Source organism: Lysobacterales bacterium (genome assembly GCA_016703225.1).
Classification (GTDB): Bacteria; Pseudomonadota; Gammaproteobacteria; order Xanthomonadales; family Ahniellaceae; genus JADKHK01.
On record JADJCM010000002.1, the window covers coordinates 472,662 to 491,174 of the forward strand.

Sequence of the window (18,513 nt, forward strand, 5' to 3'; positions counted from 1 at the left end):
GCCGTTGCGGACGCCCGATTGGAGTGGCATGGAAACGCAGGATTCGCTGGAAGCATGGTTGGCGCGGATTGTTGCCGTGCCACCAGACCGCATCGAACTGGGATTGGAACGCATCCGCCAGGTCCACCAGCGGATGCGACAACCACGGCCCGCCCCGATCGTCATCACCGTCGCCGGAACCAATGGCAAGGGATCGACCGTCGCCTTTCTCGAAAGCATGTTGCGGGCTGCCGGCTACCGCGTCGGCAGCTTCACTTCGCCGCACCTGTTTCTTTTCAACGAACGCATCGTGGTGGACGGCGTTGCGGCGACGGATGCCGACATCGTCGCCGGCTTCCAGGCCGTCGAGGCGGCGCGTGGGGAGGTGTCGCTGACCTTCTTCGAATATGCCACGCTGGCGGCGTTTCATCTGTTCGCGGAGCGCGCGCTCGATGTCGCGGTGCTGGAGGTTGGCTTGGGCGGACGCCTCGACGCAGTGAACCTGATCGACGCCGACGCCGCCATCGTCACCACCGTCGATCTCGATCACCAGCAGTATCTCGGGACTACCCGCGACCAGATCGCGATCGAGAAGGCGGGCGTGTTCCGCGCCGGTCGGCCGGCGATCATCGGTGATGCCGATGCGCCGTCGAGTCTGCTCGCCGAGGCCGAGCGCATCGGCGCACACCCGCTGCGCCTCGGGCACGAGTTCCGTATCGATGTCGGTGGCGACGACTGGCGCTGGATCGGGGTCGGCACCAGCCTGCGCTTGCCGCACCCGGCGTTGCGTGCGCCGGTGCAGCACAGCAACGCGGCGGCTGCAATCGCCGCGTTGATGGCGTTGCGCGAACACTTGCAGGTGCCGTTTCGCGCCTTGCGCATCGGTCTCGCGGAGGCGCAGGTGCGCGGTCGCCTCGAGGTGTTTCCGGGTCCGATCGAGACTGTGGTTGATGTCGGCCACAACCCGCAGGCCGCGGCAGTGCTGGCCGAATGGCTGCGACGTCACCCGCGGCGAACGCGGGCGGTGTTCTCGGCGCTCGCCGACAAGGACATCGCCGGCATCGTCGAGCCGCTGCTGGCGCGCGTGGCGCACTGGCATCTGGCTGGCCTCGATGGCTGCAGTTCGCGCGGCCTGGACGCGACCGCGCTGCGTCGGCGCATTGGTGATCTGCTCGGCGACGATTGCTGCTCGCTGCATTCCGATCCGCGCGCGGCGCTGGCCGCCGCCGTGGCAGAGGCGAAGGCGGGTGAGCGCATTCTCGCGTTCGGCTCGTTCCATCTGGTGGCGGCGCTCGGCCCGGTGCTGAACCAGGGTGCTACGCCCGCAAACTGACGCGACGCGGCGGGCGACGCGGCCCGTATAATCCGCGCCTTCCGTCATGCCGGGAATTGCCATGGATCCGACCTTGCAGAAGCGGCTGATCGGCGCTTCGGTGTTGATTGTGCTCGCCGTCATCTTTGTGCCGATGGTGCTCGATGGCGCCGGCGAGCGTGGTGCGGAGTCGCTGCCGCTGGCCATTCCGGCCATGCCCGAGCGCGATTTCGAAACCCGCGAGGTGCCGCTCGACTTGCCCGTCGCCACCGCGCCCGCAAGCGTGGCCGAAGCCATCGGCGTGGCTTCGGCGGACGCCGAATCGGCGCCCGCGACTGACGCTGTTTCCGCTCAGCCCGATGCTGTCGCCGCGGTGGACACGCAGGCTCCAGTGCGCGTCGATGCCGTTTCCGGCGCCGCCGCTGGGGCGCAGGCGACGCCCGTTGCCGCGAACCCCGCAGCAGCGGTCGCGAGCGCTCCGGCGACGGCCGCACCCGCCGCTTCTGCGCCTTCCGCGTCCGCGGCTGCGGCCGACTTGCCGACGCCGGCAAGCGGGCGCTTTCTGATCGGGCTCGGCAGCTACGCGAATGCCGCGAATGCGCAGGCGCTGGCGGCGCAACTGCGCGGTGCCGGGTTCAAGGTGCTCAGCGATCAAGTCGCGGTGAACGGGCAGCAGACCACGCGACTGCGCATCGGTCCGTACGCAACCCGCGGCCAGGCTGAAGCGGCGCGGCTCGAGGTGCGCCGCCTGCGCGCCGATCTGCCAGCGACGATCAGCGAAACCGACGACACCCCCGCCAGTGACGCGCCGGCGATCGCGCGCAGCGCCGCGGCCACCTCGGTGTGGGCGGTGCAGGTCGGCGCGTTCAAGCTCGAAGCCGAAGCCAATGCCAAACGCGATCAGTTGCGCCAGGCCGGGTTTGCCGCCTTCGTCGAGAAGATCAACACCGAGGCCGGAGTGCTCTGGCGCGTGCGCATCGGGCCGGAGAACAAGCGCGCTGATGCCGATGCGGTGAAAGCCGGCGTCAAGCGCCGCTTCGGTATCGATGGCATCGTGGTTCCCTATCCGTGAGCCCGGCCGACTGGCTGATCGTGCTGGCAGTCGCGACTTCGGTCGTGATCGGCCTGTTTCGCGGTCTGGTGGTCGAAGTGATGGCGCTGGTGGTGTGGGCGCTGGCACTGGCGGCTTCGGCACTGCTGGCACCGAAGCTCGCGGACGCACTCGGTACTGCCATCGAAACGCCTTCGGCGCGCATCTTCCTGGCCTATGCGCTGGTCTTCGTCGGTGTCCTGTTGGTTGGCGCGATCGCCACCTGGATGTTGCGCAAACTGGTTGCCGGCACCGGCCTGTCCGGCACTGATCGTCTGCTTGGCGGTGTCTTCGGCATCGCCCGCGGCGTGGTGCTGGTGGTGCTGGTGGTGCTGATGCTCGGGCTGACGCCGCTGCCGCGCGATGCCTGGTGGCGCGGCTCGCGCCTGCTGCCGCACGTGGTCATGCTCGCCGAGCGCGCCCGCGCGCAACTGCCCGAGCGCATCGCTGCGCAGATCCGTCTCGACGGCTCCGAAGCGCCGGCGCTGCTCCCCTCCGCTCCGATCGATGCGCTGCAGCGCGTCGGCCCCGTCTCCAATCCCTGAGGTTCTCCATGTGCGGCATTCTTGGCATCGTCGGACGCAGTGACGTAGGCGCCGCGTTGTACGACGGACTCACCGTGCTCCAGCATCGCGGCCAGGATGCCGCCGGCATCGCCACGTTCGACGGTGCGCGGCTGCTGCGGCACAAGGGCAAGGGGCTGGCCAAGGATGTCTTCGACAGCGACAGCATGGCGCGCTTGCGCGGTCGCATCGGCATCGCCCACTGCCGCTACCCGACCGCAGGCAGCGAGGGCGCGGCCGAGGCGCAGCCGTTCTACGTCAACTCCCCCTACGGCATCGCGCTCGGGCACAACGGCAATCTGATCAATACCGACCAGCTGCGTCGCGAGTTGTACGAACAGGACCGCCGCCACATCAACACCGGCTCCGATTCGGAAGTGTTGCTCAACATCTTCGCGCACGAACTGGCGGCGCGCGATGGCGCCAGGCCGCAGGTGGACGATGTCTTCGCGGCCATTGCCCGCGTGCACCAGCGCTGCGTCGGCGGCTATTCCGTGGTCGCCATCGTGCTCGGTCTCGGCGTGGTGGCGTTTCGCGATGTGCATGGCATCCGCCCGCTGGTGCTCGGCAAGCGCGAGACGCCGGAAGGCCCGGAGTGGGCGGTCGCTTCGGAATCGGTCGCGCTCGACCTGCTCGGCTTCAAGCGCGAGCGCGACGTGCGTCCGGGCGAGGGTATCGTGCTCAGCGCCGAGGGCGAGTTGCACGCGCACCAGTGCGCCGAGCCGGGGCAGCACGCGCCGTGCATCTTCGAATACGTCTATTTCGCGCGCCCCGACTCGATGATCGAGGATGTGTCCGTATACAAGGCGCGCTTGCGCATGGGCGAGCGGCTGGCGGCGAAGATCCAGCGCCTGCGCCCCGACCACGACATCGAGGCGGTGATCCCGATTCCCGATACTTCGCGCACTGCCGCGCTGGCTCTGGCCCAGGTGCTGGACCTGAAGTATCGCGAGGGTTTCGTCAAGAACCGCTATGTCGGGCGTACCTTCATCATGCCGGGGCAGGGGGAGCGGGTGAAGTCGGTGCGGCGCAAGCTCAACGCCATCGAGCTCGAGTTCCGCAACAAGGTGGTGCTGCTGGTCGACGACTCGATCGTGCGTGGCACCACCTCGAAGCAGATCATCCAGATGGCGCGCGAGGCCGGCGCGCGCAAGGTCTATCTGGCAAGCGCGGCGCCGCCGGTGCGACATCCCAATGTCTATGGCATCGACATGCCGGCGGCCGAGGAGTTGGTGGCGCACGGTCGCAGCGAGTCGGAAGTCGAGCAGTACCTCGGCTGCGACTGGCTGATCTACCAGGATCTCGATGATCTGGTCGCAGCGGTGGCCGACGGCAACGAGGCCCTGAGCCGCTTCGATACCTCCTGCTTCTCCGGCGAATACGTGACCGGCTTGCCGGACGGCTACCTGGCCGCCATCGCGGCGCAGCGCGCGGATTCCGAGAAGGCGAAGCGGCGCGGTTGATCGCTCCAGGTGCGCCGACGAACCGGCGCATGCCCAGGAAAAGCTGTGAAATCAGCAGGTTGCGCAGCAGATGCACGTGGGGCTCCATGGTTGCCGAGAACGTTACCGGCACTTGGCACCCTGCTGATCGGCAGCGGGGACCGTGGCTGTCCGGTTTTGTTCCCGAGCTGCGTTACTAGTCCTCGAAGGTCATTCAGCCGCCGCCCGCAGGGTGCCCGGCGGCATGTCCGAAGGTCCGCGCCCGCGGCCAGGCTTCAACTTGTAAAGAATTGCTGTTAAGGTCGCGGGTGTTTGGGGTTCAGTTCGCGCTCAGGCTTCGGCCGCGAGGGCGTCAATCGTTGGGAATCAGGAGGAAATCCATGATCCGCAAGTCTCAGTTGTTCCTCGCAGTCGCCGCGCTCGTCGGCATGAACGCCGCCATGGCGGCCTGCAACACCACCCAGTGGGGCCAGGGCGGCGTAACCGCAGTGGTCGGCACGCCGATCGCCGATGGTCCCGTCGCTTCCGACGCCAATGCGGCGCAAACCCCCCGTTACTCGGGTAAGTGCGGTCTGGCTTCGGCCGCGGCCGGTAGCTATGTCCAGGACGGCTCCCCGCTCACCGAGGCGGCCTATATCTCGCGGTTCTATGTGAAACCCAACAACACCGGCGAAGCCGTGGTCTTCCAGGCCATGGCCGATGAAACGGCCGACTACGCGATCTTCCAGATCACGTTCGATGCGGCCGCGAACGCCTTCAAGTTCTACGGCAGCAACGGTGCTGGCGGCTTCGGCACCCCAGTCTCGATCACCACCGCGAACGGCGGCGCGATCGTCGCCAACCGCTGGTACATGATCGAAACCAACTTCCAGCGTGGAGCCGGAACGAATGGCGGTACCTTGGCGGTGTCTCTCATCGGCAATCGTGGCAACGCGAATTACACCCTCACCACGCCGTCTACGACGACGCTCACGGCAGGCAACATCGTCCTTGCAGACGCGGGAGATGGTGTTGACTACGTTCGTTTCGGCTGGGTTTCCGGCGGAGCCGGAACGGGAGTCACTGTTGATGCATTCGAATCGCGCCGAAGTACGGCGATCGGGTCGCTGAGGCGTGGCGATGCAAGCAATAACGGGACGTGCACGTCTGGCGACGTCACCCAGTTGTTGCAAGAAGTTAACGCCATCGCGGGAAATAGCGAGCCGGGTTTGAAGCTTGGTCAGACCGACTGCTCCGAGAATGGCTCAGTCACGTCGGGTGATGCGACCTGCCTCTTGAACCTCGTGAATGCCGACACGGCATCGGGCGGCACCCGCGCGTGCGGCATGCCCCTCTAATCGCGATATAGCGAACCTCACTGGATTCAGGAGAACTCTAATGAACATCAAGTTTGCAGTTGCCGCGTCGCTGTTTTTCGCCGCTGCTGGTGTCAGTGCCAAGTCCGAGAACGCCCCGCTCGGAATGGAAGTCGAGACGAAGGGCGGCTCGAAGATCATGTCGCTCGATTTTGAAAGTTCGGGCGACGCCGCATCCTTCACGTTCCGCGTGGTCTTTCCCGATGGCGCAAAGCAGATCGATGCCTCGCGTTGCCTCTCGGAGTTGCCGAAGGGTTTCATCGGTGTTTGCAAGGTCTACGACGGGAAAATCGTCGCCGTGACTGTTGTCAACAATGAAGGCGGGGTGTTCCCGGCCGGATTGAATCGCGTCGGCAAGCTTTCCTACGTGTCGAATAGCAAGTCCGCGCCTGTCATCGATACTTTCGAGGCTTCCGACCGCAATGGCGAGGTTGCCCAGATGGGATCGGCGAAAGTTCAGAAGTTGGATTGAGTAAACCAATCGGAGTGACGAGATGCTAAACAAGAAAATTTCGATCGCCGTAAGCGGCGCCCTGCTGGCGCTCGCGTCGGCATCAGCGACTGCCGCTGTGAGTGTCATCCTTTCACCTGTCAATCCGGGTATTTCCCCGCCTGGTGCGAGCAGTGCGGTGGTGACGCTGCGCTTCGTTGCTGACGGCGTCGCCGCAAACCACTCGGGTTCGTTGAATTTCGACGACGCGCAGTTCGATATCACGAGCTTGACTTCCGTCGGAGCCGGAGCTCTGTGCTCGCTGTTCAACGAAGACGGCGCCGGTCAGGTAAACATCACCTATACGCAAGCCTCTGCTACCGCGATTGCTGCCGGCACGTACGATGTCTGCACGTTCGTGATCGATCACGTGGGCGTTGCTGCCGGCAGCTATCCGTACACGTTTACGCTGCTGAACGCGGAAGACGACGCGGCCAATCCGGTGGCTATTTCGGCCACCGATGGCAACGTGGTGGTCACCGCCGGCCCCGCCGTAGGCCCGACGATCACGTACACGCCGGCTCCGGCGGGTATGGTGACGTTCCCGGCAGCGGGTAGCGTGGGTGGCACGACCACCGCGCCGATCACCCTGGCGATGGCGGGTGGTTCGAATGGCGGCACGACCGTGTTGAGCGCCTGCTCGGCGTCGATCGGCAACGTCACGTTTACCGATGGCGCAGACACCTGCACCGCCGGTGGCGCTTGCGTGGATGGCGACCTGACCCTGCAGTGCGTGTCGACCAATGCCACGCAGACGGGTACTGCTTCCTGCACGGAAACCCGTCAGGACCAGCCGAACCCGGATGCAGTCAACGTTCGCACCTGGAACTTCACCTGCCCGGCAGGCAACCAGGCTCCGACGCTGACGGCTGCGCCGAACTTCGACGCGGACGCGACCTCGGATGCGACGCCGGAAGTGACGTTGCCCATCGTGGGCATCGGCATGACGGCGAGCGACAACGTGGTGATCACCGCGGCCGGCCAGTCCGGCACCGGCTCGGCCACGATGTCCGCTTGCACGGGCGCGGGTGGTATCGCTGTTGCGCCTGGTTCGCTCACGTTCAGTGCCAACGGCTCGCAGAACCTGGCGTTCTCGTGCACCGCCGCGGTTGCTCCCTTCAGCGGTACCGTCAGCTGCACCGAGACCGACTTCGACAGCGCGGGTGTCACCCGTCTGTGGGACGTCCTCTGCCCGGCGGGTACGCCGGAATCGGCACCGGGCGTCACCTACGCTCCGGCCGCTGCTTCCACGCTGACCTTCGCCCAGGGCGCCTCGCTCGGCGCCATCACCACCCAGAACGTTACCGTTGACATCAACGGCGGCGTGGACGGTGGCGACGCCAATCCGGAATCGATGTCGGTCAGCTGCACGACCGCCAGCGCCGGATACAGCGTTAGTGGCGCTGGTCCCTACAGCGCGGTCTCGCCAGCGGCTGTGGGTGTCGACGGCACGGTGACGGTCTCCTGCGCCGCGGCCGCTGCCGCCCAGGCGGGAACCCTGACCTGCACGGAAACCCCGAGCATCGATGCGGTGCCGCAGGCTCCGACCCCCCGCACCTGGAACCTGGACTGCCCGATGGCCGCGGTCAACATCACCGCGAATCCGGCGGAAGGCGCCATCGCCTTGGTGGGTCCGCCGAACTCCAATGTTGCCGGCTCGATCAACCTGACCAACACCGGTTCGGCCAGCACGTTGTCCTGCACCGCGACTGGCGACGTGACGCTCGGCGCGGTCCCGGCAAGTGTCCCGGCCGGTGGTGCAGCGGTTGTGCCCTACACCTGCCTGACCGGCGCCGCGGGCGTGTCCGGAGCCGGAACCATCCAGTGCCTCACGCAGGATGCCGCTCCGGATGACGTGCTCGACTACACCGTCAGCTGCCTCGGCCTGGCCAGCGTGCCGGTTCCGGCGGTCACTGACTTCGGTAAGGTCTTGCTGGCCGCTCTGGTCATCGGACTCGGCCTGCTCGGACTCGGCGCCCGTCGCCAGATGATCTGATCAGCTGAATCGCTGAAGTAAAAAATTGGGGCCGCTCCGCAAGGGGCGGCCCTTTTCTGTGGGCGTAGGGGCATGGACACCGCTTAGGCATAGCGATTTGCCTCAACGCCTCAAGGCGTTGAAACGGGCGAAGTAGGAGCGACCCCGGTCGCGACCAGCGACGCGACGCCTGCGTTTTTTGCCATTGGGCGCGTTCGCGATGACCGCCCTTGCCAGCGTCGCCGGTCGCCACCGGCGACGCTGCTGCAGACGAGGCGCAAGGCGGTGTGGAATCAGAAGCGCCCCGCGCGGAAGTCTTCGAAGGCCTGGCGTACTTCTGCGGCGCTGTTCATCACGAAGGGAGCGTAGGCGGGCGTTGGCTCGCCGATCGGGGTGCCGGTGAAGACCAGCACGCGCGCGTCGGCGTTGGCGATCAGCTCAAGCTCCGTGCCGTCACCAAGCAGCACCAGTTCGCGCTCCTGCAGCAAGGCCTTCGTTGAGCCCACCCGGATCATCCCGACCACGCCCTGCAGCAGCACGGTGTGACCAGCCGGCGCGGACCAGCAGAAGCGTTTTCCCGCCGGCAGGTGCAGGTCGAGCAGGTGCGCGGCAGTGGCGCGCTCCGTGACCGCAGCGGGGACGTCCGCGTAATTACCGGCGATGATGCGTACGTGGCCGCCACCATCAAGGGGCGACTGCGGAATCTGCGTCGCGTCGATGTCCTGGTAGCGGGGCGCAGCCATCTTGTCGCGCGACGGCAGATTCAGCCACAGCTGGTACCCCCAGAGCAGACCGTTTTCCTGCTGCGGCATCTCTTCGTGGACGATGCCGCGTGCCGCGCTCATCCATTGCACGCTGCCGGGGCCGAGGTCGCCAGTGTTGCCCTGGTTGTCGCGATGGCGCATGCGTCCCTGGATCATGCAGGTCACGGTCTCGAAGCCGCGGTGCGGATGCATCGGAAACCCGGCGATGTAGTCCTGGGCGACATCGGAGCGGAACTCGTCGAGCATCAGGAACGGGTCGGTGAGCCGCGCCTGGCTCGGATCAAGGAAACGCGTCAGGCGGACGCCGGCACCATCCTCGGCGGGGCGTCCTGGAAAGCGTTGGCTGATCTCGCGGATGCACTGGTTCATGGGCAGGGTTCTCCTTGCCCCAACCATGCGCCCGGATCGGCGCCCGGACAAGCCGCAGCCTCGGCAAGGCCGGTTTGCAGCGATGCACGCGGCATTACGCTTCGGGTACGCTGCGCGCGAGCGATCCGGGGTGGCATGGACAAGAACCGATATCTGGGCGAGTTGGCGGAGCATCCCGATGCCCGCTTCTGGCGCGAGCCCTTCGAGTCGCTGACGCGACCCGAGCAGGTGTTCCGCTGCATCTGGGAGCTGGAGGCCGATGTCAACGGCGGTGGGTTCGAGCAGTACTTCGCGAACTCCGGCGGCGACCATGCCTGGTTTGCCGGCGAGGCGCTGCGCGAGATTGGCGCCCAGCGACTGGCGGCAATCACGGCCGAGGCAGTGGCCCTGTTCGGCGCCGAAGCGCCTGAGGTGGAACGACCGGCGCGGCACACCCAGATCGCCCATCTGGAGCGCCCGGTGCATGAATACTGGGAAGCCCTCAGCGAGGCCTTCCGCGAATATCCTGACGATCTGACGGAACTGCTCTACGACTACGTGGTTGCGCACCGCGAAGCGTTTCCGAGCGGCGGTTGATCAGAGTGCGCATGCGGCCGCGATGGCAGTCGCACTCGGGCGGGTTTCGCGCAGATCACCGCGATTGTTCATCACCAGGGAAATGGCGCGGGTCGGTCCACGGTCATCGCAGAAGGTGAAGGTGGCATTGCTGCCGGCGTTGCTGCCGTTCGGCTGGAACTGGATGCGTTTGCGCCCGCTGCTGGTGAGCAGGCGCACGTCCTTGGTTTCGCGCTGATACAGCAGTCGGTGGTCGGCGTCATCAATTCGTTCGTTGTCGTTGGAGTCGATTGCGGCGATGAATCCATGCTGCCACTCGAAACTGTTGGTACAGGATAGACCATCGTTGCTGGGGCAGAGGATGGTGTCGCGGCCGTGAATGACTGCGGCCGTGCGCGAGTCGAGCATTGCGGCGACCAGCGCGGTGCGCAGTGTTGCGGTGTGCGCCGCAGCCTTCGCGGCCGAGTAAGCCGGCAATGCGATGCCGAGCAACACGCAGGCGATGGCGACGGCGATCATCAGTTCGATCAGGGTGAAGCCGGTGTTGCGAGCTGGGGTCATGGTGGGTTCTCCGTGACACCCAGCTTGCCGTGATCGCGATGCGCAGGCGCCCGCATCCGTCCGGAAAGCGCCTGCGAAATTTCGGAATCACTCCGTATCCCGGCTACACCATTGGCAGCTGCTGCAACGCCAGGCTGGTGCGATCGACGTGCAGCAACGAACCCTGTTCGTACCAGTCGCCCAGCACAATACGCTGGCGCCCGCCGCCAAGCTCATGGATAGCGGGCCGGTGCGTATGGCCGTGGATCATGCGCGTGGCGCCAAGCTGCGTGAGCGCGGCGGTGACGGCGGACGCGTCCACGTCCATGATCATTTCGCTTGCCTGGCTCGTATGCCGCGCACTCTCGGCACGCGCGGCGGCGGCGAAGGCACGACGTGCGGCCAGCGGTTGCGCCAGGAATTGCTCTTGCCAGACGGGATCGCGCAATTGCTTGCGCACGCCCTGGTAGGCAAGGTCGCTGCTGCACAGGGTGTCGCCATGCAGCAGCAGGGTGCGCTCGCCGTACAGGTCGATGACCCGGGTTTCCGGGAGCAGGCGCAGCCCGGCATGCAGCGCGAAGGCGTCGCCGATCAGAAAGTCGCGGTTGCCGTGCACGAAGCCGATGTCGACGCCGCGGTCGGACACGGCCCGCAGCGCCGCGGCCACGTCGGCAACCAGTTCGGCATCGTCGTCATCGCCGATGTACGTTTCGAACAGGTCGCCGAGGATGTAGAGCGCCTCGGCGCCGGTCGCCTCGCGCTGCAGCCAGTCGAGGAACAGCCGCGTGACCTGCGGCCGACTCTCGTCGAGATGCAGGTCGGAGATGAACAGCATTGTCATTGCCGCGCTACTCGAATCCGTCCAGGAAAATCGGGTCGGGCAGCACCCATACGACTTCGACCGCGCCCTTGTCGCAGATCGCGGTGGCGTTGCCATCTCCATCCTGCGGACGCGCGATGCCACGCTGGTCGCGGCTCAGACAATCGGACACGTAGCCGCTGTCGATCAGCGGCGACGTCGCGCCCGGCAGATGGGTCTGGGTGCTGCCGCCGTTGTCGGCGAGCGCGCCCAGCAGGGTCGGCGTGCCGAGCACGTTGCTCGCATCCGCCAACGGGCAGTTGGTCTGGCCGCTGCTGACTTCAAGGTGGTTGCCGAGGAACGAAGTGTTGCCGCTGCCGGCCACCGCCGGGCTGACCGCGCAGTCCTCGGCGACGCCGCCGCCGCTGCCGAGGAGATTGGCGCCGAACGCGGTGTTGCGCAGCATTGCGCTCAGGCCCTCCGCACGCAGCCCACCGCCGCTCGCGCCGCCGTTGCCGTTGGCGTCGGCACGGTTGCCGAACAGGGTGACATTGAGCAGCGTCAGTTTGCCGTTGCTGGTGGTCGACAGCACGCCGCCGCCGGAATGGCGCGCCTGATTGCCGGAGAAGGTGCTGTTGTAGACGTAGAGGTCGGTATGCGAGCGGATGCCGCCGCCTCCGCCGACGAAATCGGAGTTTGCGGTGTTGTTCGCGAAGCTGCTGTTGAAGACGTCGCTGCGCGTGATCACCGAACCGTTCAGGGCGAGTCCGCCGCCATCGCTGCTGGAAGTGTTGCCGATGAACGTGCTGTTCGCGACCACGGTCGGTCCGGCCGAATGCACGCCGCCTCCGGTGTTGGTGGTCGATGCGTTGTTGCGGATCACGACGCCGTTGAGGGCAAGATGCTCGGCGACGCTGGTGGCGCCATTGGCATTGATGGCACCGCCCGGCCCGACCGAGGAGGCATCGGCGATGCTCAGGTCGGCGAAGTTCGCGGTGATGCCGCGGTTGGCGATGTTGCCGGGCTCGACGTCAAATACGCGCTCGCGGTTGCCACCGGGCTGGATGCCGCGCACCACGGTTGCAGACGCGCTGGCGCCGTAGACGCCGATGCCCTGCACGATGTCGAGGTCGCCGGTCGCGTTGGCGTTTTCGCCACTCGGCGCGGACAAGGTCAGCGTGTACTGGCCGGCCGGGATCAGCACCGCGCCCGGGATGGCATTGCTGGCACTGACGGCCTCGCGCAGCGAACAATCCACCGCGCTGCAGCTGCCATCGGCGCTGTCGTCGGTCTTGGTCACCTGGTATTGCGGCGACGCGATCGCGCTGAAGCCGAGCGTGGCCGGGTTCGGGTTCGGCGATGGTCGCGCGATCATGATCGAGTAGTCATGGCCGGCGTCCAGGCGCGCGCCGGCGAGCAATGCCACGAAACCGCTGCCACCGTCGTCGTTGCAGGCACCGACGACCGGGGAGAAGCCGCTGGTCGTGTCGCCGGTAAAGACGGCGACGATACTGTCGTAACCCGCAGCCGACAGGTTCAGGTAGGTCGGGCCGCTCGCGGCGGTGAGATCGAGTTGGTACCAGACGGTGTTGCCACGCTGCGTGGCATCGCCGTTCTTGCACACCAGCAGCGGGTCGGTGGACTCGACGCTGGCCGACTCGATACCGGACAGGGTGTCGGTGAAGCCGCCCGATCCGAGTACTGCTGGGTTGATGGCGGTCCGGCCGGACCAGTTGTCGTTGGATAGACTGCCCGCGATGGCGGACGAGGTGACGCAAAGCAGCAGCGCAAGGGCAACGAAGCGCATCGGTGTAGGCTCCAGAGTTTCCGCGGAGGGCGGGGAACCGCCGGCGCCGAAAGCGCGCCGGGAGCGCGCCGGGAGCGCGGTCCCGGCGCGGAGTGTGGATCAGGGTACCACTTCAGCGCTGTTGATGACGACCGCCGAGGTCGGTACGTCGCCCGGCAGCGGGCCCTTGGGTCCGGTGGTCACGCCCTTGATGGCATCGACTACTTCCATGCCCGAGATCACCTTGCCGAATACTGCGTAGCCCCAGGTGTAGCCGCTGTCCTTGCTGACGTGGTCGAGGTTCTTGTTGTCGGCGACGTTGATGAAAAACTGCGCGGTGGCCGAGTTCGGGTCCATCGTGCGCGCCATCGCGACGCTGCCACGCAGGTTGCCGAGGCCGTTGCTGGCTTCGTTCGGGATCGGCGCGCGCGTCGGCTTTTGCACCAGTTCCGGGGTGAAGCCGCCGCCCTGGATCATGAAGCCGTTGATCACGCGATGGAACACGGTGCCGTCGTAGTGCTTGTCCTTCACGTACTGCAGGAAGTTCTCGACCGTCTGCGGTGCCTTGGCCGCATTCAGTTCGATCACGATCGGGCCCATGTTGGTGTTCAGTCTTACCTTGCTCGCAACCGCGACTGCGGCGGACGGCTTTTCTGCAGCGGCTGGAGTGGCCGGAGCCGCAGCATCTTGCGCCGCAACGACAAACGCGCCGGTGCCGAGGGCCAGGCTCAACAGGATATTGCGCAACATCGAAATCTCCTTGGAAACGGATCGAGGGGGAATCAGGCGGTGCGGGCGCGCAGGCGCTCCAGCAGGGCGCGGCGGTCGCTGATTGGCGTGCCGCCGTCCTGGATCGCAAAGCCGATAGCGGCGTAGGCGTTGACGAAGTCGATCACCTCGCCGACCGTCGCACCGGAGCCGTCGGCGATTTCCTGCAGCGTCGATGGGCCTTTCATCATCGCGGTGCCGATGCGGAAGTGCTTCGGGAACTCGCGTTCGATCTGCGGCCACTTGACCAGTTTGTACTTGCCGTTGAGGTCGAACCCGGGCAGCAGCGTGGTGCCATTCGAGGTGCCGATCACGTACAGCCAGAGCAGTCGCGACAGCGGCAAGCCGGCATTCATCGCGCGCAGTTTTTCGATTTCTGCAGCGGATACCGCCTGCCATTCGACCGGCTTGATGTGGCCGAGGCAGTACGGCAACAGCGGCTTGAGCGTCAGGCCGCCGTAGTAGCGGTCGGCGGCGGCATCGACGATCAGTGGCGGCTGTCCGCTGCGCTCCAGGCGTCGCGCTTCGGCAAGGTTCTCGGGCAGGAAGTAGTCGGCCAGGGTCCATTCGCGCGGCACCGCAGGCGGTGCTGGTGTCGGAGCGGGTGCAGGCGCGGACGCGGGCGCTGCAGCGACCGCCGGCTGCTGGCCGGTGACGCGTCGCGGCAGCAGGTTGGGTGCGGCCATCGGATTGGCGGCCGGTGCGGGCTTGGCCGCTGCGCTCGCGACTGCCGCAGGTGCGGGCGTGGGCGCGGGCGCGGTATCGGTCACCGTGCGCTGTTGTCCGGTGATGCGCTTGAACACCGCGGCCACGGCTGCTGCCGGGGTGGTGGCTGGCGCTTCCTCGGTGACTGGAGCCACCGGCTCGGCAACATCGACGGCTTCCGGTCCCGCGCCCGCAGCGCGCAGCAGGCTGGCCTTGATCCCGCCCACACCGACCGGACGATGCAACACATTGTCCTGTTCGTGTCCGTTCGAGGCGGTGAGGCAGATGACATTGCGACCGCTGGATTGTGCGCGCAGCCAGTCCATGTGCCCGTAGAGCGAGTCGGCATCGATGATCAGCACGTCGGCACCGGCGGTGTCGCCGCTCCATTCCCAGTGGGCGCCAGCGTCGCCGCGCAGCGAGGCCATGATTGCCTTGATCTGCTCGAGTTCCGGTGCGGCCACACTCATCGCCGCGATACGCATGTTCTTTGCCATCGTTCGTCCCGCCAGGCTGCGCCACTGAGCGGGCGCAAGGGTGGCGATTTTGACACAGCTGCGACGCCTGGCGCTGGCCACTGGTGCCAGCCGGTGCGAGTCGGTGCTGGTTATCCGCTGGCGCCACCGGCCCGGAGCGTTTCCAGGATCGTCGCCTCCGGCACCGAGGCCACCAGTTCCGCCTGGCCGATGCCGCGCCACAGCACCAGGCGCAACTCGCCGCTCAGGGCCTTCTTGTCGAGCCGCATCGCGTCCAGCAACTGGCTGGCGGCTTGCCCTGGTGGAATGCGCGTCGGCAGTCCGAGTCTTGCCAGCAGGTCGTTCAAGCGGTTGTAGTCGGTGCTGGTGGCCATGCCGATACGGGCGGACAGCTCGGCCGCGAGGATCATGCCGACCGCCACCGCTTCGCCGTGATTGAGGCCGCGGTAAGCGCCCAGCGCTTCGATGGCATGGCCGAAGGTGTGGCCGAAGTTCAGCAAGGCGCGTTCGCCATCTTCGCGTTCGTCGCGGGCGACCACGCCGGCCTTGTGCCGCACGCTGCGTTCGATTGCCTCGGCGGTGGAATCGGGACGCAGCATCAGCAGCGCTTCGGCATGGTGCTCCAACCAGCCGAAGAAGGCGCCATCGCCGATCGCGCCGTACTTCACCACTTCGGCGAGGCCGGCGCGCAATTCGCGCTTGGGCAGCGTCGCCAGCACCAGCGGGTCGATCAGCACCGCGCGTGGCTGGTGGAAGGCGCCGACCAGATTCTTGCCCTGACTGAGGTTGACGGCGGTCTTGCCGCCGACCGAGGAATCCACCATCGCCAGCAGCGTGGTCGGGATCTGCACCAGCGCTACGCCGCGCATCCACAAGGCCGCAGCGAAGCCGGCGAGATCGCCGACGACGCCGCCGCCAAGTGCGATCACGGTGGCATCGCGGCTGGCACCGGATTTCGCCAGCGCCGTGAACAGGCGATCAGCACTGACCAGCGACTTGTGGACTTCGCCGTCCGGCAGCACCAGGCTGGAAACTGCAAGCCCCGCGAGCGCCGAGCGCACACGTTCCAGCGCCAGCGGCGCGACCACTTCGTTGCTGACGATCAACACGTGGTGCCCGCCGACGCAGGCACGGATCGCGTCGGCATCGTCGAGCAGGCCGGCCGCGATGGTGACGGGATAGCTGCGCGCACCGAGCGCGACTTGGACCACGCGTTTCATGCCGCGACTCCGCGTCGCTGCCACCGGGCTTCCAGCTGCGCCGCGATCTGGCGCGCAGCCTGGGCGACGGCAATGTTCGAACCGTGGACGGTCATGTCGGCGATTTCCTGGTACAGGGGGTTGCGCAACTGTGCCATCGCCTCCAGCCGTTCGCGGCGGTCGGGTGCCTGCAGCAGCGGGCGCTTGCAGTCACGGGCGAGGCGGTTCAGCTGCTGTGCCACGCTGGTCGAGAGGTAGAGCACGAAGCCGCGGGCGTGCAGCAGGCGACGGTTCGCGGCGTCCAGCACCGCCCCGCCGCCGGTGGCCAGCACGATGCCCTCGCGTCGGCTGAGTTCCTCGATCAGACGCGCCTCGCGCTGGCGGAAACCGGCTTCGCCTTCGAGCTCGAAGATGAGCGCGACGCTGACGCCGTTGCGCCGCTCGAGTTCCTCGTCGAGGTCGATGAAGGGCAAGGCGATGTGGGCGGCGATGCGCCGGCCGATCGTGCTCTTGCCGGCACCCATCGGTCCGACCAGGAACAGATTCGGCGAAGGATTCATGGCGGGATGCTAGCATCGCGCCCCTTCCGTTCTGCTGTGTCGCGGGCATGCTGCGTTTCTCGATCCTGTTCCTGGTGCTGTTGTTCGTGCTGTTCACGGTCGAGGTGCTGGGGCCGGTCGAGACGCACGTCATCTATCCGTTCACCGAAGGTCTGGCGACGTTCTCCACCTGGCTGATCGGCTTCTTCGACGATTCCGTCAGCACCTCGGGCAACGCCATTCACAGCACGCGCGTGGCGTGGGGCGTCACCATCGAGCGCGGCTGCAACGGCGTCGAGGCGGTGATCATCCTGTTCGCGGCGATCTTCGCCTTTCCGGCGCCATGGAAACATCGCTTGCTCGGATTCCTGGCCGGCTTCGTCGCGATCCAGGCGCTGAATCTGGTGCGCATCATCAGCCTGTTCTACCTCGGCGAGTGGGAAACCGCGAAGTGCATTCCGGGCGAAGAATGCCATCGTGTCTGGTTCGAGTGGTTCCATCTTTACCTGTGGCAGGCGCTGATCATTCTCGACGCGCTCGTGGTCTGGCTGGTCTGGCTGCGCTACTTGCCCAGGCCGCCGCGGCGCGGCCCGCCGCCCGCGGCGCCGTTGACGCCGGCCGCAGCCTGAGATGCCGGCGCAACGGCGCGTCCTGATTGCCGGTGCCGGTGATCTGGGAACGCGGATCGCGGCCAACTTGCGCGCACGCGGCTGCGAGGTCGTCGCGATCGCGCGCCGGCCGCGACCCGCCGACGCCAGCGTGCTGGCGCTGGATCTGGCGCGCCCGCTCGGTGATCGCATCGCTGATCACTTCGACTTGCTGGTGCACTGCCTGGCGCCCGCGGTGCGCGACGAAGCAGGTTACCGCGCCGTCTACCTCGATGCCTTGCAGCACCTGCTGGATGCGTTGCCGGGACTGCGCCGCATCGCGTTTGTGTCGAGCACCGCCGTCTACGGTGACCATGGCGGCGGCGTGGTCGATGAAGACAGCCCATGCCGGCCGCAGCGCTTCAATGGCCGCGTGCTGCTCGATGCCGAAGCGCTGGCTCGCCGCAGCGGTCGCGAGGCACTGGCCCTGCGCCTTGGCGGCCTCTACGGGCCGGGACGCGATCTGTTGCCCCAAAGGTTGCGCTCGGGCGAGCCGCTTGCAGTGTCCGAACCGCCCCAGTTCAGCAATCGCATCCACATCGAGGATGCCGCTGCGGCGGTGGCGCACCTGCTGTTGTGCGGCGATCGCGGCATCTTCAACCTGGTCGACGATGACCCGGCCGCACAGCCCGAGGTGCTGGACTGGCTGGCCGACGCGATGCGGCTGCCGCGCCTGCCGAAAACCGTGGTGAGTGCGGCAGCGGAAAACAAGCGGGTGTCGAATGCGCGCTTGCGCGCTACCGGCTTCCAGTTGCGCTTTCCCGATTTTCGCGCTGGCTACGCTTCCATCTTGTCGGTGACGCGGGAGTAGACTCGCGGCGTGCATCCGCACAATCCCCATCCAGGAGGCAAACCATGGCAGCCAGCATCGTGAAGGTCATCGAGATCACCAGTTCTTCGCCGAAGGGCATCGAGGACGCGGTGCAGTCCGGGCTCAAGAAAGTGGCCAAGACGGTGAAGGGCATCAAAGGCGCCTGGGTCAACGACATCAAGGTCGTGACGGCCGACGACGGCAAGGTAAGCGAATGGCGCGTCAACCTGAAGATCAGCTTCCAGGTCGAATGAGCCACCACACAGTAACCTGAAGAGCCCGTTGCACACAGCCGCCCGCTCGGGCGGCTTTTCATTCCGGTGCGCGTGGCTTATTGTTGCGTCCTTAC

General features: G+C 66.6%; 19 protein-coding genes. 11 read left to right on the top strand and 8 right to left on the bottom strand.

The genetic code is table 11. From position 1 onward, the window contains the following. Positions 1-28 precede the first annotated feature (28 nt). The 7 genes from folC (at position 29) to IPG63_10740 (ending at position 8,227) form a co-directional block, all read left to right on the top strand. On the top strand, positions 29-1,312 hold the full coding sequence (gene folC, locus IPG63_10710) for a bifunctional tetrahydrofolate synthase/dihydrofolate synthase (protein ID MBK6727715.1): 1,284 nt from the start codon (positions 29-31) through the stop codon (positions 1,310-1,312). Positions 1,313-1,373: 61 nt separating this feature from the next. Next, the gene (locus tag IPG63_10715) at positions 1,374-2,363 is read left to right on the top strand and encodes an SPOR domain-containing protein (GenBank protein ID MBK6727716.1); all 990 of its coding nucleotides are present in this window, start codon (positions 1,374-1,376) and stop codon (positions 2,361-2,363) included. Then, positions 2,360-2,926 (top strand): CvpA family protein, encoded by a 567-nt coding sequence (locus IPG63_10720; protein MBK6727717.1) that lies wholly within the window; start codon positions 2,360-2,362, stop codon positions 2,924-2,926. Before IPG63_10715 ends, IPG63_10720 begins: the two co-directional genes overlap by 4 nt. 8 nt (positions 2,927-2,934) lie before the next feature. Next, positions 2,935-4,407 carry an amidophosphoribosyltransferase gene (purF, locus tag IPG63_10725; protein MBK6727718.1) on the top strand — a complete coding sequence of 491 codons (1,473 nt, stop codon included), beginning with the start codon at positions 2,935-2,937 and terminating at the stop codon, positions 4,405-4,407. 359 nt (positions 4,408-4,766) lie between these two features. Further along, positions 4,767-5,723, top strand: coding sequence for a hypothetical protein (locus tag IPG63_10730; GenBank protein MBK6727719.1), 957 nt, complete (start codon positions 4,767-4,769; stop codon positions 5,721-5,723). 40 nt (positions 5,724-5,763) lie between these two features. Then, on the top strand, positions 5,764-6,213 hold the full coding sequence (locus tag IPG63_10735; protein MBK6727720.1) for a hypothetical protein: 450 nt from the start codon (positions 5,764-5,766) through the stop codon (positions 6,211-6,213). Positions 6,214-6,373: 160 nt separating this feature from the next. Continuing rightward, a complete protein-coding gene (locus IPG63_10740) occupies positions 6,374-8,227 on the top strand; it encodes a hypothetical protein (GenBank protein ID MBK6727721.1) in 1,854 nt (617 codons plus the stop codon). A 272-nt stretch (positions 8,228-8,499) separates the two neighbouring features. Here the strand turns inward: IPG63_10740 and IPG63_10745 are convergent, their stop codons facing one another. Further along, positions 8,500-9,339, bottom strand: a complete 840-nt coding sequence (locus tag IPG63_10745) for a pirin family protein (protein MBK6727722.1) — start codon at positions 9,337-9,339, stop codon at positions 8,500-8,502. 135 nt (positions 9,340-9,474) lie between these two features. Between IPG63_10745 and IPG63_10750 the strand changes: the two genes are divergently transcribed. Continuing rightward, positions 9,475-9,915, top strand: coding sequence for a DMP19 family protein (locus IPG63_10750; protein MBK6727723.1), 441 nt, complete (start codon positions 9,475-9,477; stop codon positions 9,913-9,915). Here the strand turns inward: IPG63_10750 and IPG63_10755 are convergent, their stop codons facing one another. From IPG63_10755 to aroK, 7 genes are all read right to left on the bottom strand, one after another. Next, entirely contained in the window at positions 9,916-10,455 is a 540-nt protein-coding gene (locus tag IPG63_10755; protein ID MBK6727724.1) for a GspH/FimT family pseudopilin, read from the bottom strand. Between the two features lie 103 nt (positions 10,456-10,558). Further along, on the bottom strand, positions 10,559-11,275 hold the full coding sequence (lpxH, locus tag IPG63_10760) for a UDP-2,3-diacylglucosamine diphosphatase (GenBank protein MBK6727725.1): 717 nt from the start codon (positions 11,273-11,275) through the stop codon (positions 10,559-10,561). 7 nt (positions 11,276-11,282) lie between these two features. Beyond that, entirely contained in the window at positions 11,283-13,040 is a 1,758-nt protein-coding gene (locus IPG63_10765; GenBank protein MBK6727726.1) for a CSLREA domain-containing protein, read from the bottom strand. A 99-nt stretch (positions 13,041-13,139) separates the two neighbouring features. Then, entirely contained in the window at positions 13,140-13,769 is a 630-nt protein-coding gene (locus IPG63_10770; GenBank protein MBK6727727.1) for a peptidyl-prolyl cis-trans isomerase, read from the bottom strand. 32 nt (positions 13,770-13,801) lie between these two features. Continuing rightward, positions 13,802-14,989 (bottom strand): hypothetical protein, encoded by a 1,188-nt coding sequence (locus IPG63_10775; protein MBK6727728.1) that lies wholly within the window; start codon positions 14,987-14,989, stop codon positions 13,802-13,804. Between the two features lie 110 nt (positions 14,990-15,099). Then, complete coding sequence (gene aroB / locus IPG63_10780; GenBank protein ID MBK6727729.1) at positions 15,100-16,188, bottom strand: 3-dehydroquinate synthase; 1,089 nt, start codon at positions 16,186-16,188, stop codon at positions 15,100-15,102. Next, positions 16,185-16,727 carry a shikimate kinase AroK gene (gene aroK / locus IPG63_10785; protein MBK6727730.1) on the bottom strand — a complete coding sequence of 181 codons (543 nt, stop codon included), beginning with the start codon at positions 16,725-16,727 and terminating at the stop codon, positions 16,185-16,187. The genes aroB and aroK overlap by 4 nt, the downstream gene beginning before the upstream one ends. A gap of 47 nt (positions 16,728-16,774) precedes the next feature. Between aroK and xrtH the strand changes: the two genes are divergently transcribed. From xrtH to IPG63_10800, 3 genes are read left to right on the top strand one after another with little or no spacing between them, the layout of a single operon-like run. Continuing rightward, positions 16,775-17,335: an exosortase H gene (gene xrtH, locus IPG63_10790; protein MBK6727731.1), complete on the top strand. Its 561-nt coding sequence runs from the start codon at positions 16,775-16,777 to the stop codon at positions 17,333-17,335. A gap of 1 nt (position 17,336) precedes the next feature. Beyond that, positions 17,337-18,164 carry an NAD-dependent epimerase/dehydratase family protein gene (locus IPG63_10795; protein ID MBK6727732.1) on the top strand — a complete coding sequence of 276 codons (828 nt, stop codon included), beginning with the start codon at positions 17,337-17,339 and terminating at the stop codon, positions 18,162-18,164. A gap of 44 nt (positions 18,165-18,208) precedes the next feature. Continuing rightward, entirely contained in the window at positions 18,209-18,418 is a 210-nt protein-coding gene (locus tag IPG63_10800) for a dodecin domain-containing protein (protein MBK6727733.1), read from the top strand. Positions 18,419-18,513 lie beyond the last annotated feature (95 nt).

Coding starts and splice junctions, on each gene's coding strand:
- folC (MBK6727715.1), top strand. CDS start 29: ATGGAAACGCAGGATTCGCTGGAAGCATGGTTGGCGCGGATTGTTGCC.
- IPG63_10715 (MBK6727716.1), top strand. CDS start 1,374: ATGGATCCGACCTTGCAGAAGCGGCTGATCGGCGCTTCGGTGTTGATT.
- purF (MBK6727718.1), top strand. CDS start 2,935: ATGTGCGGCATTCTTGGCATCGTCGGACGCAGTGACGTAGGCGCCGCG.
- IPG63_10730 (MBK6727719.1), top strand. CDS start 4,767: ATGATCCGCAAGTCTCAGTTGTTCCTCGCAGTCGCCGCGCTCGTCGGC.
- IPG63_10735 (MBK6727720.1), top strand. CDS start 5,764: ATGAACATCAAGTTTGCAGTTGCCGCGTCGCTGTTTTTCGCCGCTGCT.
- IPG63_10745 (MBK6727722.1), bottom strand. CDS start 9,339: ATGAACCAGTGCATCCGCGAGATCAGCCAACGCTTTCCAGGACGCCCC.
- IPG63_10750 (MBK6727723.1), top strand. CDS start 9,475: ATGGACAAGAACCGATATCTGGGCGAGTTGGCGGAGCATCCCGATGCC.
- IPG63_10755 (MBK6727724.1), bottom strand. CDS start 10,455: ATGACCCCAGCTCGCAACACCGGCTTCACCCTGATCGAACTGATGATC.
- lpxH (MBK6727725.1), bottom strand. CDS start 11,275: ATGACAATGCTGTTCATCTCCGACCTGCATCTCGACGAGAGTCGGCCG.
- IPG63_10765 (MBK6727726.1), bottom strand. CDS start 13,040: ATGCGCTTCGTTGCCCTTGCGCTGCTGCTTTGCGTCACCTCGTCCGCC.
- IPG63_10770 (MBK6727727.1), bottom strand. CDS start 13,769: ATGTTGCGCAATATCCTGTTGAGCCTGGCCCTCGGCACCGGCGCGTTT.
- IPG63_10775 (MBK6727728.1), bottom strand. CDS start 14,989: ATGGCAAAGAACATGCGTATCGCGGCGATGAGTGTGGCCGCACCGGAA.
- aroB (MBK6727729.1), bottom strand. CDS start 16,188: ATGAAACGCGTGGTCCAAGTCGCGCTCGGTGCGCGCAGCTATCCCGTC.
- aroK (MBK6727730.1), bottom strand. CDS start 16,727: ATGAATCCTTCGCCGAATCTGTTCCTGGTCGGACCGATGGGTGCCGGC.
- xrtH (MBK6727731.1), top strand. CDS start 16,775: ATGCTGCGTTTCTCGATCCTGTTCCTGGTGCTGTTGTTCGTGCTGTTC.
- IPG63_10795 (MBK6727732.1), top strand. CDS start 17,337: ATGCCGGCGCAACGGCGCGTCCTGATTGCCGGTGCCGGTGATCTGGGA.
- IPG63_10800 (MBK6727733.1), top strand. CDS start 18,209: ATGGCAGCCAGCATCGTGAAGGTCATCGAGATCACCAGTTCTTCGCCG.